A 15165-nucleotide genomic window follows, 5' to 3' on the forward strand; every position below is an offset into this window, starting at 1 on the left:
GAATTGTGTGACCGATTCGGCGGCCCAACCTACCTTTTTTATGATTTCGTTAACCAACTCTCCTAAGCCTATACTTCGCTGGCTGGTGGCTGCAAGCGCTGTGGCTAGCCTGTATGCCTGTGCAAGCAATCCGAAAACGGTTACCACAACCACGGTTACCCAAACCACCTCAACCACTACGGTTGCGGCTGCGCCAACCCCACCCATGCCAGTTGCGCCCAAACGGGTACTGGTTTTTTCTAAAACAAAAGGCTGGAAACATACCTCCATCCCCTTTGGGATTGCGGCTATTCAGAAATTGGGCCGGGAAAATAACTTCCGGGTCGATACCACCAAGAATGCCGCTTATTTCAACGACGATAGTCTGAAGCATTATCAGGCTGTTATCTGGCTCAGCACCACTGGCAACGTCCTGAATCAGGTACAGCAGGCTGCTTTTGAGCGATATATCCAGGCAGGGGGCGGGTATCTGGGCATTCACGCGGCTGCCGACACGGAATACGACTGGCCCTGGTACAACAAACTGGCAGGAGGCTATTTTGCCAGCCACCCCAGCAACTCCAACGTGCGCAAAGCAACCGTCGATGTGATCGACAAAACCCACCCGTCGACGAACATGCTTCCCGATCACTGGGAACGTACCGACGAGTGGTACAATTATCGGTCTCTTTATTCGGACCTGCATGTACTGACCAACCTGGACGAAAATACCTACGATGGTGGAACCAACGGGGCCAATCACCCCATTGCCTGGTATCATGAGTTCGATGGGGGCCGGGCGTATTATACGGGTGGCGGGCACGAAGATTCCAGCTTTAGCGAACCACTGTTTGTACAGCATCTGCTGGGCGCACTCAATTGGGTAATGGGGAACGGTAAACCACTGGATTATAGCAAGTCCTATTCAGTCGTGATGCCGGAAGATAATCGGTTTGTCAAAACAGTTTTGGTCAACGATCTGAACGAGCCAATGGAAGTAGCGGTTGCCAACGATGGACGCGTTTTCTTCACCGAGCGTAGTGGCAATCTGTCGGTTTACGACACGAAGGCCAGCAAGCACCAGCTCGTCCATAAATTTGACGCGCCTACCAAATTTGGACATGGCTTGCAGGGGATTACCCTCGATCCGAACTTTGCGACGAACCATTGGCTGTACGTATACTACTCTCCTCCGCTCGACAAAGATCCGTTTTATAATCTGTCGCGCTTTACCCTGAAAGACGATAATACCCTCGATCTGGCATCTGAAAAGGTATTACTCAAAGTTCCCAGCATTGCCGAGCCGGGTGCGCACCACGGTGGTTCACTGGCGTTCGATAAAGAAGGGAATCTGTATCTGTCGACAGGCGACCATACCAACCCATTTCCATCGAACGGATACGCGCCTATTGATGCCCGACCCGATCATTTAGCGGCCGACGCACGGGGCACTGCTGCCAATACAAACGATTTTCGGGGGAAAATTCTGCGCATCCGTCCGCAGGCCGATGGCACCTACACCATCCCCGACGGCAATCTCTTCCCGAAAGGTACAGCACAGACTCGCCCCGAAATTTATACGATGGGCCTGCGAAATCCGTATCGTATTGCGCTGAACCCTAAATCATCGGTACTGTATTGGGGCGAAATCGGGCCGGATGCCGGGAAAGATAGTACCTTGGGGCCGCGTGGCTATGACGAGTTTAATCAGGCGAAAAAAGCAGGTAATTTTGGCTGGCCGCTGTTTATTGGCAACAGCCAGCCCTATGCTGCCAATGACTTTGCTACGAATGCAATCGGCCCTCGTTTCGATCCCAATGACCCGGTGAACGATTCCCCTAAAAGCACGGGACTGAAACATCTGCCGCCCGTAAATCCGGCCATGATCTGGTATCCGTATGCGGCCTCGAAGGAGTTTCCGGAGTTGGGACAGGGTGGACGGAGTGCCATGGCCGGGGAATTTTATACCTACGACCCCAATTCGTCCTCCAAAAACAAGTTCCCGGACTATTACGATGGGGCGCTGTTTATTTTCGACTGGATGCGCAACTGGGTAATGGCCCTTCGGATCGATAAGAACGACAACTACATCCGTACCGAACCGTTTATGGCGGGGAATGGTGATTTCCGCCGTCCAATCGACCTGGCGTTTGGCAAAGATGGGGTTATGTACATGCTCGAATACGGTTCGGTTTACGGTGCCGACAACGACGATGCCCGGTTAGTCAAAATTGAATACAATACCGGTAGCCGCCCCCCTACGGTTCGGGCTAACGTCGTCGATTCACTGGCCATGGTTCAATTCAATGCCCGGTCGTACCTGACGTCCGATGGTCGAAATGCACCGATAATTCGGGAGGCCATTGGGCAGGCTCCATTGCGGGTGAAATTCAGCGGGCGAGGCACGGACCTGGATGAAGACGACAAACTCACCTACCAGTGGCTGTTTGATGGGAAAACCGTTGGGGCCACCCAGCCAATGGCAACCTACACCTATACCCAGCCGGGTGTTTACAACGCCATTCTGCGGGTTTCTGATCAAACAGGTCTGGTAGGAACTGATACCATTGTGGTGAAAGTCGGGAACGCTAAACCCGATGTCGTAATTGCGACGCCAGATAATAAGTCGTTCTTCTGGGAGGGCAAACCGTTTACCTACGCCGTTAAAGTGACGGATAAAGAAGATGGTAAAATCGATCCCAAACGCATCAAGGTTGTTTACGAATACAACGCCCAGCCACGCGGTACACCCGTTCTGGGGCCGCAGCAGGGTCACCAGGATCTGGCAATGGTTGGAAACGGTTCGCTCGGTAAAACGCTGGTTGCGGGTAGCGATTGCAAAGCCTGTCATACAATCGACAAACCCTCCGTTGGGCCCACGTTTCTGGCGGTGGCAGATCGGTACAAAGGTCAGGCAGGTAGTGTAGAACGACTGGCGAAAAAAATCATCGAAGGCGGTGGCGGCAACTGGAGCAAAGATCACCTGATGAGTGCCCACCCCCAAATTCCGGTACAGGACGCGCAGGAAATGGTGAAATACATCTTCTCGCTGACCGATGCCCGGAAGCAAAAGACACTTCCGTTACAGGGAAGCCTGACGCTGAATGAGCACAAACCTGAAGAGACTCGTGGACAGTACACGATCCTGGCTTCTTATACGGATAAAGGCGAATCTACACCGGGCGCTAAGGCCGTTGGGCCACTGACAAGTTCGGAAGTAGTAACCCTGCGCAGCGCCAACGTCAAAACGATCAATGCCGATGCGTATGTCGGCTTCCCCCGATTCGGCAACAACCTGAGTGCGGGTAACCACAAATCCTATGTGCTGCTGAAAGGCATCGATATGACTACCATTAAGTCGCTGACGTACGACTATTCATCGCAGGATAAAGATGGCGAAATTGAAGTTCGGCTGGATTCGTATGCAGGACCCGTGGTAAGCCGGGTGCCGTATAAAGCGACCGGAGCCTGGAACAAGACCGCTCAGGTAACCAGTACCTTCGCTACCCCTTTCACGGGGCGCCATGATGTGTATGTGATCGTTGTTAAGCGCGACAAACCCAACGACGGTATTATTCAGTTGAAAAACATTCAATTCAATCAGTGAACCTGTTTAGACTTTTATTATTAGCTGAAAATTGAGTGTTTTTGTCATGCTGAGGAACGAAGCATCTTCGGTATTTAGGAAAATAGCGCCTAGCGAAGATGCTTCGTTCCTCAGCATGACAAAAATGGCCCAGTTTTGACAACTATTCGGAAAGTCTAAACAGGTTCAGTAAATAAGCCCATGTCCTTAAATCCCTTCTATTCGTAACTGAAGGGATTGCCTGATGGGATGTAGCTGACCTTGACGCCGGGTACTTTGGGTTGCAGCCACGAAACGAGCCATTCCATCCCGGCAGCTTCGCTCATAATATGCCCCAGCACGACCAGCGAAATGGTTTGGCCCTGCCGACGCGCATCCCGAATGTATTCGGGCGTTTCCCACTCACTGGCTTCTCCGCACAGCACTACATCCGGTTTGGCTTTTTCGATGGCCATGATCTGATTTCGGCCACCCGCAGCACCGGGCAATAGGAGTACCCGCTGACATTTCTGATGCGTATCGCCAACGACCCGCACCTGTTTAATGCCCAGCTTTTGCTTAGCATGGGCAATCACCTGGCCAACTGTGGTTGAAGGCAGCAACAGAACCTGTGGATTTTTGGGATCTACCTGTTTCTCCCAGCCCAGTGCCGACAGCATCCCGGCCCGAATACCGTCTGGATTATGCGAATGCCAGTAGTCATGAAACCGCCAGACGGCAATGTTATTTTTCGTCAGCAGGTCGTGTTTATGTTTGAAAACCGGATCGTTGCTGAGCCAGTCGGTTTCGTCGAGGTGATTGTAGAACGTCGGTTCATGGGCGATGATGAAGTTGGCTCCGGCAGCTATGGTTTTTTCAATGACGTCAACGGTTGTAAACATGGTCGAGACAATCCCTGTAACGGTCTGGGAGGAGCTACCCGATTTCAGCGTATCGACGGTTTTGGGGAATGGCGCACCCGGTATCGTTTTCAGAATCAGGTCCATTACCTGCCCAACGGTAAACGTGGCTGCGGTTGGTACACTCGCCAGAGTTAAAAAAGGCGTATTGATAATAAGCGATGTACCAGCGGCTTTCGTAAGGGTTGCCAGAAACTGACGACGTCCGGAGGAGTTATTCATAGTAGGTTTCGGTTTAGAAAAACGATAATACGCAATTTTGATGTATGAATAGAACACAGATTGTTATGATTCCTTAAGATCATACGAAACCATAATGAGCATACGAATCTGTGTTCTATCCGAACGAGGGTTTAAGAATGCCGTTTGAGTGAATCATTTCAACTAATCGGTGGTTTTCAGAAAGATTAGCTCACGTATTTATGCTGGAAAGACCCCTTACCGATTGGTTGCCGCTCACAAAACAGGAAGTTGACAAGAGAGGCTGGGACGAAGTGGATATTGTGCTGGTGTCGGGGGACGCCTATGTTGACCATCCGGCTTTCGGAACGGCCGTTATCGGTCGGATTATGGAAAGCGAAGGGTTTCGCGTAGCCATTATTGCCCAACCCAACTGGAAAGACGATCTACGCGATTTCAAAAAATATGGTCGCCCAAAATATTTCTTTGGCGTAACCGCTGGCTGTATGGATTCGATGGTGAATCACTATACGGCCAACAAACGCCTGCGTTCCAATGACTCCTATACACCTGGTGGCGAAGCGGGTTTCCGTCCCGACTACGCGACTATTGTGTATGCCAACATTCTGAAAACGCTGTATCCAGATGTGCCCGTACTGCTCGGTGGTATCGAAGCCTCCCTACGTCGGGTCACCCACTATGACTATTGGCAGGATAAACTGATGCCGTCGATTCTGGTCGACTCGGGGGCTGATATGCTGGTGTATGGCATGGGGGAACAACCACTCCGCGAAATCCTGAAGCTGGTCCGGAAAAACGTGCCATTTTCGTCGATGCGCAACATCAATCAGGTGGCGTTTATGCACGATGCCAGTACCGAACTCCGTGATTACAACAACTGGAACACGGTCGAACTGTCGAGTCATGAGGAGTGTCTGGACGATAAGATTAAGTACGCGGCTAACTTCAAGATTGTTGAAGTTGAGTCGAATAAGTGGCAGGCGAATCGCATTACGCAGAAAGTTGGCGATCAGGTACTGGTGATTAATCCGCCGTTCAAAACGATGGACGAAACCGAGATCGACAAGTCGTTCGATTTGCCCTACACGCGTTTGCCCCACCCGAAATACAAAAAGCGTGGCCCAATTCCCGCCTACGAAATGATCAAGTTCTCGGTCAATATGCACCGGGGCTGTTTCGGCGGTTGTAGCTTCTGTACCATTTCGGCGCACCAGGGCAAATTTATTGCCTCACGGAGCGAAAAATCGGTGATGCGCGAGGTTGAAGAGATTACGAAACATCCTGAATTTAAAGGGTATATTTCGGACCTGGGTGGCCCATCGGCCAACATGTATAAGATGAAGGGCAAAGACGAGTCGATCTGTGCCCGTTGCCAGAGCCCGAGTTGTATTCACCCGGTTATCTGCTCGAACCTCGATACCTCGCACAAACCCCTGACGCAGCTATATCGTCAGGTCGATGCCCATCCAAAAATCAAGAAAGCGTTTGTCGGTTCGGGAGTTCGGTACGATTTGCTGGTCGATGACTTCAACAAAAACAACGAAGACGGCAACCACGACGAATACATGGAGCAACTGACGACCCGCCACGTTTCGGGCCGGTTGAAGGTAGCCCCTGAACATACCGCCGACGATACCCTGCGGATCATGCGGAAGCCGTCGTTCAAATATTTCAAGCTGTTCAAGAAAAAATACGATCAGATTCAGGAGAAGCACAACCTCAAGCAACCCCTGATTCCGTACTTTATTTCGTCGCACCCCGGCTGTGAAGAGCAGGATATGGCGAACCTGGCTGCCGAAACCAAAGACATGGGTTTTCAGCTCGAACAGGTTCAGGACTTTACACCCACCCCCATGACGGTGGCCGAGGTGATCTATTACTCTGGGGTGCATCCCTATACGCTGAAACCCGTAAAAACGGCCAAGACCCGCGACGAAAAGCAGGCGCAAAACCGCTATTTCTTCTGGTACAAACCCGAATACAAAGACTGGATTCGGAACCGCCTGAACAAGCTCAACCGACCCGATCTGGCAGAGAAACTGCTGGGTGGGCCGAAAAAAGAAAAATCGGGTAAACCATCGTTTAACCGGAATTTTTCCGGCAAGAAAAAGCGGTAAATGATTCTTCGGCCTTGAGTCTGTTTAAACTTTTGGCAGTTGTCAGGAAAGCCTTTTCATCCCCAAACAAACAGCGCGAAGTCTTCCGGCTTCGCGCTGTTTGTTTAAAGCCTGTGAATTTTATGCCATTTTCTTGCGCCTGTAAGAAATGGACTCCCGATGCGTACTAATAGGGTAAACCGATGAGGCAATGACGGAATCCGAGCAGAATCATACGTTTAACCTGTGGCTTCGGCAACACAAAGTCCAGATTTTTAAGATTGTGCGGGCCTATGCATCGACCGAAATGGATCAGGACGATCTGTTTCAGGAGATTACCATTCAGGTATGGCACTCGATTCCGGCTTTTCGGGAAGCATCGTCGGTTAATACCTGGATTTATCGAATTGCGCTCAATACGGCCATTAAGTGGGTTGGCAAAGAACATAAGCATTCGGAAAGACGCGAATCGCTGGATAACGTTCAGGTTATCTTACAGGAAGCCAAAGTGCCGCCCGATGAGCGCCTGACCTGGCTTTACGAAGAGATTCATAAACTCGACGAAATCGATCGCTCCCTTACCCTATTGCTCCTCGATGGGTTCAGCTATAAAGAAATGGCAACTATGCTGGGGATTACCGAGTCGAATGTGGGGGTGAAAATCAATCGAATCAAGAAACAACTGATCGCCCGATCAAAACAACTGAATACGTATGGAATTTGACGAACTGCAAAAAATCTGGGACTCTCAAAATCAACAGGCCATGTATAGGATTAATGAAGATGCACTGCACAACCGCATTCATACGAAAAAACAGAAGGCCAGCCGCATAACCGCGATCAGCGAGGGGCTACTGATAGGCGTCAATGCCGGGGCTGGTTGTTTCGTACTGGCTCTGGCAGGTTCCAAGTCGGGTAGTACGCTTTTTATGAATCTGCTGGCAGGCTGGATGCTGGTGACGGCCGTTGCTGTTTTGGTGAGCCGAATTCGTAGGCTACGACGCGAAAATCGATTCGACCGTTCGCTGTTTGGCGAACTGGATCATGCCATCGCGATGGCAACCTATCAGGTGCGTCTTTCACAGCTTATGCGCTGGAACAATTTGCCGATTGCTTTACTGGTTGTGTCGGGTGTATGGAGCGGAGGACAGTCGCTGTATCTTGCTTTGGCGCTGGTTGTTTTCTTCATACTGGTCAATTTTGCCACTGGGTGGGAACACCGCTTTTACATCGCCCGGAAATTGGAACTGGAAACGTTGCAGAAAAAACTACAGCAGGGGTAGTATACCTTAAGCAACAAAGCAGGGGTGGCAGCTTCCAATCAGGCAGTGGGGGTTGGTAGCGATTTATGCCTTGATTGTCAGTTATATTGACTTGTTCATCGTTATATGTAATCTTGCAGGGTTAAAAAAAGCCCGCCCTGCATGTCTCCTGTTCTGGCTATCATTGATGAAATAGGGCGTCATATCCGCCTATCGCCCGATTCAACCAGTGCATTGCTATCCGTTTTAACTTATAAAGAAGTAGCCCGAAAAGAACATATTGTACCCATGCATGCGGTACATGAGCACATCTCATTTATTCATAGTGGGTGCGTGCGGGAATATTATTTGACCGATCAATCCGAAGAAGTTGTGGTATGGTTTGGCTTTGAGCGGGATATAGCCGTATCGCTGCCAAGTTTTGTGTTGCAGCAGCCCGCCCGAACAGCCATTCAGGCGCTGGAGCCTACAACCATCCTACAGGTGAGCCGGACCGATCTCTATAATCTCTACGATCAGTTTCATGATCTTGAACGGCTGGGTCGCTTACTGGCAGAGGAAAACCTGATTAAAACGGATTTCCATATTCACTGCTTACAGGCTTTAACGGCCAAACAGCGCTACGAAGCGGTACTAGCGCAATATCCTCAGCTTGGGCAGCGTGTTCCGCTATCCATGATTGCCTCTTACCTGGGTATTACCAAAGAAACCCTGAGCCGTATTCGGGCAAAACCGGGCAATTCGTCATCATAACCCTTTACCTGTCAGGCTCCCTCATGGCCTCGCCCGTCGTCACCGTAGAGTCTGTATCCATCAGACAGGGTCGGTAGAGAGTCGGCATTAGGTACTTTCCTGAAAAAGACAGGTTTGTATGGCTTTCTCTTCAACAAAACGGATAGGGGTGCGGCTAGTTATGCGTCAATGGAGGCATTCAGGACAACGGTTCATCCGGTGGGTATTGCCCGTAGGCAGTGTGCTTTTGGTGGCCTTTATGACCCGAATGAATAGTCTGCCAAAGCAACCCAATATTATCGTTTTTCTGGTCGATGATATGGGCTGGCAAGATACGTCGGTGCCCTTCTGGACCGAGGCAACCGCCTTCAACAAACGCTACCACACACCCAATATGGAACGTCTGGCGCGGGAAGGCATGAAGTTTACCAATGCTTACGCAAACCCTGTTTGTACACCAACGCGCGTAAGCCTCCTGACGGGTATGAATGCTACCCGCCACCGAGTCACGAACTGGACATCGCCCAACCGAAATACCAACACCGACTACCCCGACTCAAGCCTGAGTCCTGTAAACTGGAATCTGAACGGGCTCAGCCCGGTAGCCGACGTCGAACATACGGTTTATGCCACTCCGCTACCCGCTATTCTGAGCGACAACGGCTATTACACGATTCACTGCGGAAAAGCCCATTTTGGGTCGGCCGGAACCCCCGGTTCAAACCCCACGAATCTGGGATTTCGGGTCAATATTGCCGGGAGTGAAATCGGCCATCCGGCCAGCTATCTTGGTACCGACAACTATGATCGCCCGGTCAATGGTAAGCCCAGCCGTAATGCCGTACCAGGGCTGGACCTCTATCACGGCACCGACACGTTCCTGACAGAGGCACTGACAAAGGAAGCCCTCAAAGCGCTGGAAGCTCCGCTGAAACAACAGCAGCCGTTTTTTCTGTACATGGCGCACTATGCGGTTCATACCCCTATCATGGCCGATAAACGATTCGTTGACAAATACCATCAGATGGGGCTGGATGGCACCGAAGCCAATTACGCATCGCTGGTTGAGGGTATGGACAAAAGTCTGGGCGATATACTACAGTTTCTGGACGACCATAAGCTTACCGACAACACCATTATCCTGTTCATGTCGGACAACGGTGGCCTCAGTACAACCCCGCTTCGGGGAGGTCAGGCCCATACCCATAATTTACCCTTACGGGCTGGGAAAGGCTCCGTTTATGAAGGTGGTATTCGCGAACCCATGCTGGTTCGCTGGCCCGGCGTGGTGAAAGCCGGAAGTACCGCCAGTCAGTATGTGCTGATCGACGATTTTTTCCCGACGATTCTCCAGATCGCTTCCGTCAAATCACCTAAGCTGATTCAGCCGGTAGATGGACGGTCGTTTTTGCCCATTCTCAGAAAATCGACCTGGTCTGATCCGTCGCGTATGCTGGTCTGGCATCACCCCAATCGGTGGATTGCCCAGGAGGGGCCAGCCCTTGCGTGGGCCAGTGCCTGCCGCCAGGGCGACTGGAAACTGGTTTATCAGCATAAAACCGGCCAGCTTGAGCTGTATAATCTAAAAAACGACATCGGCGAACAACACAACGTAGCGGCTCAGGAACCCCAGCAACTAAAGCGGCTGACCACGCTGTTTACGAACGAATTACAAAAAATGGGAGCCCAGATGCCGACCTTTACACACAACGGACAGGCGGTTCGCTGGCCTTCGGAGGTTTTGTCCAGGCAGTTGAGCAGCGGCAGATAAAAGGAGATGAGCCTACCCAACTCAATAGACAGCCGTTTAATAGCGCTGGCCTGGGTTTGGAACGCAGCTATTATTTGATAAAAATCAATCGCTGATTTTGAAAAAAAGGAAAAACTTGCACAGAATAATCTAAATCCTTTTCATTGATGAAAACCGGCATATCGCTATTAGCCCTGACAATAGCCTGTTTGTGGGTTGGAGGCTGCACAACGGAGTCAACCCAGCGCACCAAACTCGATGTTACGAAATTGCCCAAAGCTACCCCCGAGCAGATGGAACAGTTGGTCGAACAGTTTATCGAAGCTAAAGAGGGCCAGACCATTCAGATTCCTGAAGGGTATTATGAGATGAACACCCAGTTGATTCTGGATAAAGTAAACCACGTAACCATCAAAGGGGCGGGTATGTACAGTAGCGTTCTGTCGTTTAAAACCATCACGACCGGGGGCGAGGGTATGAAAATAGCGGGTAACCAGGTGGTGTTGGAAGGATTTACGGTCATGGATGCTCCGGGCGACTGCATTAAAACGCAGCACTGCGAAAACCTGACATTTCGGGCCATAAATACGACCTGGACCAATACGGACCTGGGTAAACATGGTACTTATGGCATTTATCCGGTGCAGTGCAAAAACGTGCTGATTGAAAAATGCGAGGTATCCCACTCCCGCGATGCAGGTATTTATGTGGGCCAGTCCGAAAATATAATAGTTCGGGACAACGTCGTGTTTGAAAATGTGGCCGGTATTGAAATCGAAAATTCCGACAATGCCGAGGTGTATAATAACCTGACCGAAAATAACACCGGCGGTATTCTGGTGTTTAACCTACCCGGACTGCCCAAAGCATTTGGTTCGCGTACGAAGGTGTATAACAATACCATTCGGAGTAATAATCACGAAAACTTTGCCGATCAAGGGCCAGTATCCAACGGCAATGCCATTACGATGATTCCACCTGGCAGTGGTGTGGTGGTACTTGCTGGCAACGAGGTCGAGATTTTCAACAACAAACTTATCGACCAGAAAACGGCATCTATTTCCGTAGCCAGCTATCAGATCACCCAGTTACCCATTCCGAAACATCCCGGCTGGTCGCCCTACACTACTAATATCTCCATTCACGACAATACCTTCGAGCGTAAGTTTGGCGTACCTGATCTGACTAAAGACATGGGGAAGCTGATTGCGGCCAAATGCCTGAAATCACAGGACATTGTGTACGACGGTATCATTGATGAAAGCCGGGGGAAAGATGTAACAAAAAATCCCATGAACATTTGCATTCGGGAGAAAACCGACGACCTGCGGTTTACACGCTTTTTGTTTCCTGCCAGCGGGAAAATGTCGGAGATCGAAGCCTTCTCCGATTCCAAACCGTTCAATTCGTGCCATGTCAGTGTAAAAACCGTTCCACCTGTGTTGTAAGCTTGTATGCTCTATTATCGTACACGTAATCGGGGAGGGTTTAGGTTGGTTACCTGCAAACGAATGCTATCGGTAATTCGTCGTCGGAAGGTCCAACTCCTGGTTTTACTGGCCTTTGTCGGGATTGCCGTACAGGCTTGTTTTAGTCCGAATCAAGCGGCTGAGACTCATCCGTCTGCGTTGGATTTCAGTCAATTTCCCCTGAAAAAACTCTCAGAATACGGTTTTTTTAAAGGCGATTTGAACGCGTTGCAGCCCAACGATCGGGTGCTGGCTTATGAGCCTGCCGCTACCCTGTTTACAGATTATGCTTTCAAGCAACGGTTTGTCTGGATGCCCGAAGGTACATCGGCAACGTTTGAGGCTTCGCAACCCGACGAGCCACTGAACTTTCCTGACCGAGCCATTCTGATTAAAAATTTCTATTACCCTGCCGATTTTTCGAAACCTACTGGCCAACGGCGTATTGTAGAAACGCGTTTACTGGTGAAACAGAGTGGTGTCTGGAAAGCATATCCCTATCGCTGGAACGATGAACAAACCGAAGCCGACTATAAAGTAACGGGCCAAACCATTCCAGTAGGCTGGAAAGACACAAAGGGGCAGTTGCAGAGCATCCGTTATGCCATGCCCAATAAAAATCAGTGTAAAAGCTGCCATACCCGCAACGACATTCTGATGCCCATTGGCCCTAAAGTGAAGCAACTAAATCACCCGTATGCCTATGCTGATGGCATCGAAAACCAGCTCAGCCGCTGGATGAAGATGGGGTACCTGAAGGCTACACCCGAAGCCATTGCCAACGTTACGCCCATGGTAGCCCTAAACGACCCCAACGCTTCGCTCGATGCCCGCGCCCGTTCGTACCTCGATGTCAACTGTGGGCATTGTCATAACCCTAAAGGTCCAGCAAGTACATCGGGGTTGCTGCTGAATTACGAAGAAAAAGATCCGTTTCACTGGGGTATATTGAAGTCGCCGGTGGCGGCTGGCATTGGGGCGGGGCCTTACAAGTTCGATATTAACCCCGGTCAGGGAACGGCTTCTATTATGACCTTCCGTATGAACTCCGTTCACCCCGGTATTATGATGCCCGAGCTAGGCCGTGTCAGTATTCACCAGGAGGGAGTTGAATTGATCACCCGGTGGATCAACTCGTTGAAAAAAGAGCAATACCGTTAACCGCTTCGAGCCTGATCGGAAACGGACGTTCTGGATCAGGCTCGAAAATAAACGATTAGCTTACCTCAAAAATCACCTCATGGGCTTCCCAAATGGCCGGAACCTCCAGTTTTTCCAGCATTCGACTAACGGCTGGCTCGGGTACCACGTACGTCCGGTTCTGGTTCTGCTCAGCCCGCCGGGTGTTGGGTACTTCCAGATAGACCAGCTTCACCCAGGCTCCATAGGTTACGAATAAATCGATCAGTTGCGAACGCAGGTTCCGGGTTATGTTGGTGGCATTCCAGACAAACGGTTGCCGACTTCGTAAATATGACCTTGCCTGTTCCTTCGCCATTTGCACAACCCGCCCGGTACCCCTTCGATCCAGCGGATCGATACCATACTGTCGTCGAATGACATCCAGGCTAACCACGGGCCAGTCCCGATAATGCGACAGAATGTAATAATCTTTCCCCACACCCGGTAAGCCACTCATGACAACAACCGTTGTTTTTGTCTCGTCAAACAACGGAAAGTCTGGCGAAAGGTCGTCGCGCCGGAAGTACTGAAACCGGGTCAGGTTCGACGCAAACGGATAAGGCTTTCCAAAGCAATTCTGTTCCCGGCAAAGCTCTTCGAACAGATCAATTCGGTACAATAGCTCATCCTGATCGACGCAGACTCGTCCCAGCACATCTGCACGAGCCAGCAGACTAAGCCAGGCTGTGTTGACCTCCAGACTGGCCTGCAACAACGACTGGCGCGGATTCTCTTTTTCGAAAATCCAGAGCGGCAAGCCATGATAGCGAACGAGTTTGGCAATGGCTTCCCGCTGCGCAAAGGGTGTCGGAATCGTGTCGTATAGCAGCAGTCGAGCGGTTTGTTCCCCTTTGCGGGCGTGGCCTTTCGACGTGATCCGGCCATCATCTTCCTGCACGGTCGTCGAGCGTTTTTCTACGTCGTGTAGTAAGGCAGCAGCCCAAAGAATGGCTTGTTCGCCGGTTGGTAATGCCTGATAGTCCGGTAACGATACCAAAGCTTCGAGTACCATACGGGTATGCGTGGCTACATCCCCTTCGGCATGATGGATCGGATCTTGCGGAACACCAACCATATCGCGGACGAAATCGAATTGATGCAACAGGTCGGGCCAGCTTTTTCGGTCGGTTAATTGCCAGGTCATGCCTTCCTCCTTTCCCACGCTAAGGGAGCGCGTTTCCAGGTGCGTGTCCAGTGCTCATCGGTCTGAACATGCCCTTTACGAACAAACTTAAAAACCCGATGTGGAAACGCTTCGACGGAGTACGATGCTGCATCCCGAGAAACAACTCCTTCCATCGTACACGGTTCGCCCGTTTGGGCATCGACAGAGCCAAACCGACTTTCCTGACTGGCAAACCACCGGATTTCTGTTTCAATGTTGTTGGGTTGCAACGGCTCCATTGCATTACCTAGTTCGGGCACTGTTGGGAAATCGAGTAAGCGGGCGTAAAACTGCGTTTCTTCCCACGACAACCAGACGTCCTGTTCGCGCACGGCAAAAACAAAGAAATGATTTTCCAGCCGTTCGTACCGGATGGAATGGACCGCAAACAGATTTTCGCCAAAGATTTCCAGATTGCCCAGATCGTGCCGGATCAATTCCCATCGTTGGCGGATGGTACGAGTCCAGGGTGATGTGGTTGGGGCTGCATGGGAACGGGCAAAAACGCCATAGCGGCTCAGACAGTTGTTTTCGCCATCCAGTTTTTCGGTATGGATAAGCGTTCGAATGTGGGCCAGGTCCGATGCATAGTCGTCGTTAATGCGGTCGTCGCTGGTAGTGCCGGGCGAAAAAGGATAATGGTACGTTCGGCCGTACTTGGTTGATAAAGCCATCTGTCAAAAAATTAGATACTACGATAAACACACGGCCTTCGGGGAGAAGGCTCTTTAGCAATGCCCAGTGTCGATTCGTATTACATGGCTTTTCAAACGGGTTTTGCGCGGTTGGTAGCTTCGCGCTGAGCAAAGATAAAAAATAGCAACCATTCCGCTATATTTCAGTC

General features: G+C 50.7%; 11 protein-coding genes. 8 read left to right on the plus strand and 3 right to left on the minus strand.

Annotation, left to right across the window (positions count from 1 at the left end):
- Nucleotides 1-40: 40 nt before the first annotated feature.
- A complete protein-coding gene (locus B153_RS0101520; RefSeq protein ID WP_026261837.1) occupies nucleotides 41-3586 on the plus strand; it encodes a ThuA domain-containing protein in 3546 nt (1181 codons plus the stop codon).
- A gap of 197 nt (nucleotides 3587-3783) precedes the next feature.
- On the opposite strand, the gene B153_RS0101525 is transcribed toward B153_RS0101520, so the two are convergent.
- The gene (locus B153_RS0101525; RefSeq protein WP_020594890.1) at nucleotides 3784-4686 is read right to left on the minus strand and encodes a Nif3-like dinuclear metal center hexameric protein; all 903 of its coding nucleotides are present in this window, start codon (nucleotides 4684-4686) and stop codon (nucleotides 3784-3786) included.
- A 200-nt stretch (nucleotides 4687-4886) separates the two neighbouring features.
- Here B153_RS0101525 and B153_RS0101530 point away from each other — a divergent pair, with 200 nt between their 5' ends.
- From B153_RS0101530 to B153_RS0101565, 7 genes are all read left to right on the plus strand, one after another.
- Entirely contained in the window at nucleotides 4887-6782 is a 1896-nt protein-coding gene (locus B153_RS0101530) for a YgiQ family radical SAM protein (protein WP_020594891.1), read from the plus strand.
- Nucleotides 6783-6972: 190 nt separating this feature from the next.
- Entirely contained in the window at nucleotides 6973-7485 is a 513-nt protein-coding gene (locus tag B153_RS0101535; protein WP_020594892.1) for an RNA polymerase sigma factor, read from the plus strand.
- Nucleotides 7475-8044, plus strand: a complete 570-nt coding sequence (locus tag B153_RS0101540) for a hypothetical protein (RefSeq protein WP_020594893.1) — start codon at nucleotides 7475-7477, stop codon at nucleotides 8042-8044. Before B153_RS0101535 ends, B153_RS0101540 begins: the two co-directional genes overlap by 11 nt.
- A 141-nt stretch (nucleotides 8045-8185) precedes the next feature.
- Nucleotides 8186-8776 (plus strand): Crp/Fnr family transcriptional regulator, encoded by a 591-nt coding sequence (locus B153_RS34480; RefSeq protein ID WP_020594894.1) that lies wholly within the window; start codon nucleotides 8186-8188, stop codon nucleotides 8774-8776.
- 118 nt (nucleotides 8777-8894) lie between these two features.
- Nucleotides 8895-10526 carry a sulfatase gene (locus tag B153_RS0101550; protein ID WP_245564813.1) on the plus strand — a complete coding sequence of 544 codons (1632 nt, stop codon included), beginning with the start codon at nucleotides 8895-8897 and terminating at the stop codon, nucleotides 10524-10526.
- 146 nt (nucleotides 10527-10672) lie between these two features.
- On the plus strand, nucleotides 10673-11953 hold the full coding sequence (locus B153_RS34485; RefSeq protein WP_020594897.1) for a parallel beta-helix domain-containing protein: 1281 nt from the start codon (nucleotides 10673-10675) through the stop codon (nucleotides 11951-11953).
- Nucleotides 11954-12016: 63 nt separating this feature from the next.
- Nucleotides 12017-13135, plus strand: coding sequence for an SO2930 family diheme c-type cytochrome (locus B153_RS0101565; RefSeq protein WP_020594898.1), 1119 nt, complete (start codon nucleotides 12017-12019; stop codon nucleotides 13133-13135).
- A gap of 55 nt (nucleotides 13136-13190) precedes the next feature.
- Here B153_RS0101565 and B153_RS0101570 read toward each other — a convergent pair whose 3' ends face one another.
- Together B153_RS0101570 and B153_RS0101575 are read right to left on the minus strand one after the other, a co-directional pair.
- Complete coding sequence (locus tag B153_RS0101570; protein ID WP_245564814.1) at nucleotides 13191-14318, minus strand: AAA family ATPase; 1128 nt, start codon at nucleotides 14316-14318, stop codon at nucleotides 13191-13193.
- A complete protein-coding gene (locus B153_RS0101575; RefSeq protein ID WP_020594900.1) occupies nucleotides 14297-14995 on the minus strand; it encodes an RNA ligase family protein in 699 nt (232 codons plus the stop codon). The genes B153_RS0101570 and B153_RS0101575 overlap by 22 nt, the downstream gene beginning before the upstream one ends.
- Nucleotides 14996-15165: the final 170 nt, after the last annotated feature.

This window comes from Spirosoma panaciterrae DSM 21099 (assembly GCF_000374025.1).
Taxonomy (GTDB): Bacteria; Bacteroidota; Bacteroidia; order Cytophagales; family Spirosomataceae; genus Spirosoma; species Spirosoma panaciterrae.

Bases quoted from the DNA above. Each gene is read 5' to 3' on its own strand.
- B153_RS0101520 (WP_026261837.1), top strand. From the start codon at position 41: ATGATTTCGTTAACCAACTCTCCTAAGCCTATACTTCGCTGGCTGGTG.
- B153_RS0101525 (WP_020594890.1), bottom strand. From the start codon at position 4,686: ATGAATAACTCCTCCGGACGTCGTCAGTTTCTGGCAACCCTTACGAAA.
- B153_RS0101530 (WP_020594891.1), top strand. From the start codon at position 4,887: ATGCTGGAAAGACCCCTTACCGATTGGTTGCCGCTCACAAAACAGGAA.
- B153_RS0101535 (WP_020594892.1), top strand. From the start codon at position 6,973: ATGACGGAATCCGAGCAGAATCATACGTTTAACCTGTGGCTTCGGCAA.
- B153_RS0101540 (WP_020594893.1), top strand. From the start codon at position 7,475: ATGGAATTTGACGAACTGCAAAAAATCTGGGACTCTCAAAATCAACAG.
- B153_RS34480 (WP_020594894.1), top strand. From the start codon at position 8,186: ATGTCTCCTGTTCTGGCTATCATTGATGAAATAGGGCGTCATATCCGC.
- B153_RS0101550 (WP_245564813.1), top strand. From the start codon at position 8,895: ATGGCTTTCTCTTCAACAAAACGGATAGGGGTGCGGCTAGTTATGCGT.
- B153_RS34485 (WP_020594897.1), top strand. From the start codon at position 10,673: ATGAAAACCGGCATATCGCTATTAGCCCTGACAATAGCCTGTTTGTGG.
- B153_RS0101565 (WP_020594898.1), top strand. From the start codon at position 12,017: ATGCTATCGGTAATTCGTCGTCGGAAGGTCCAACTCCTGGTTTTACTG.
- B153_RS0101575 (WP_020594900.1), bottom strand. From the start codon at position 14,995: ATGGCTTTATCAACCAAGTACGGCCGAACGTACCATTATCCTTTTTCG.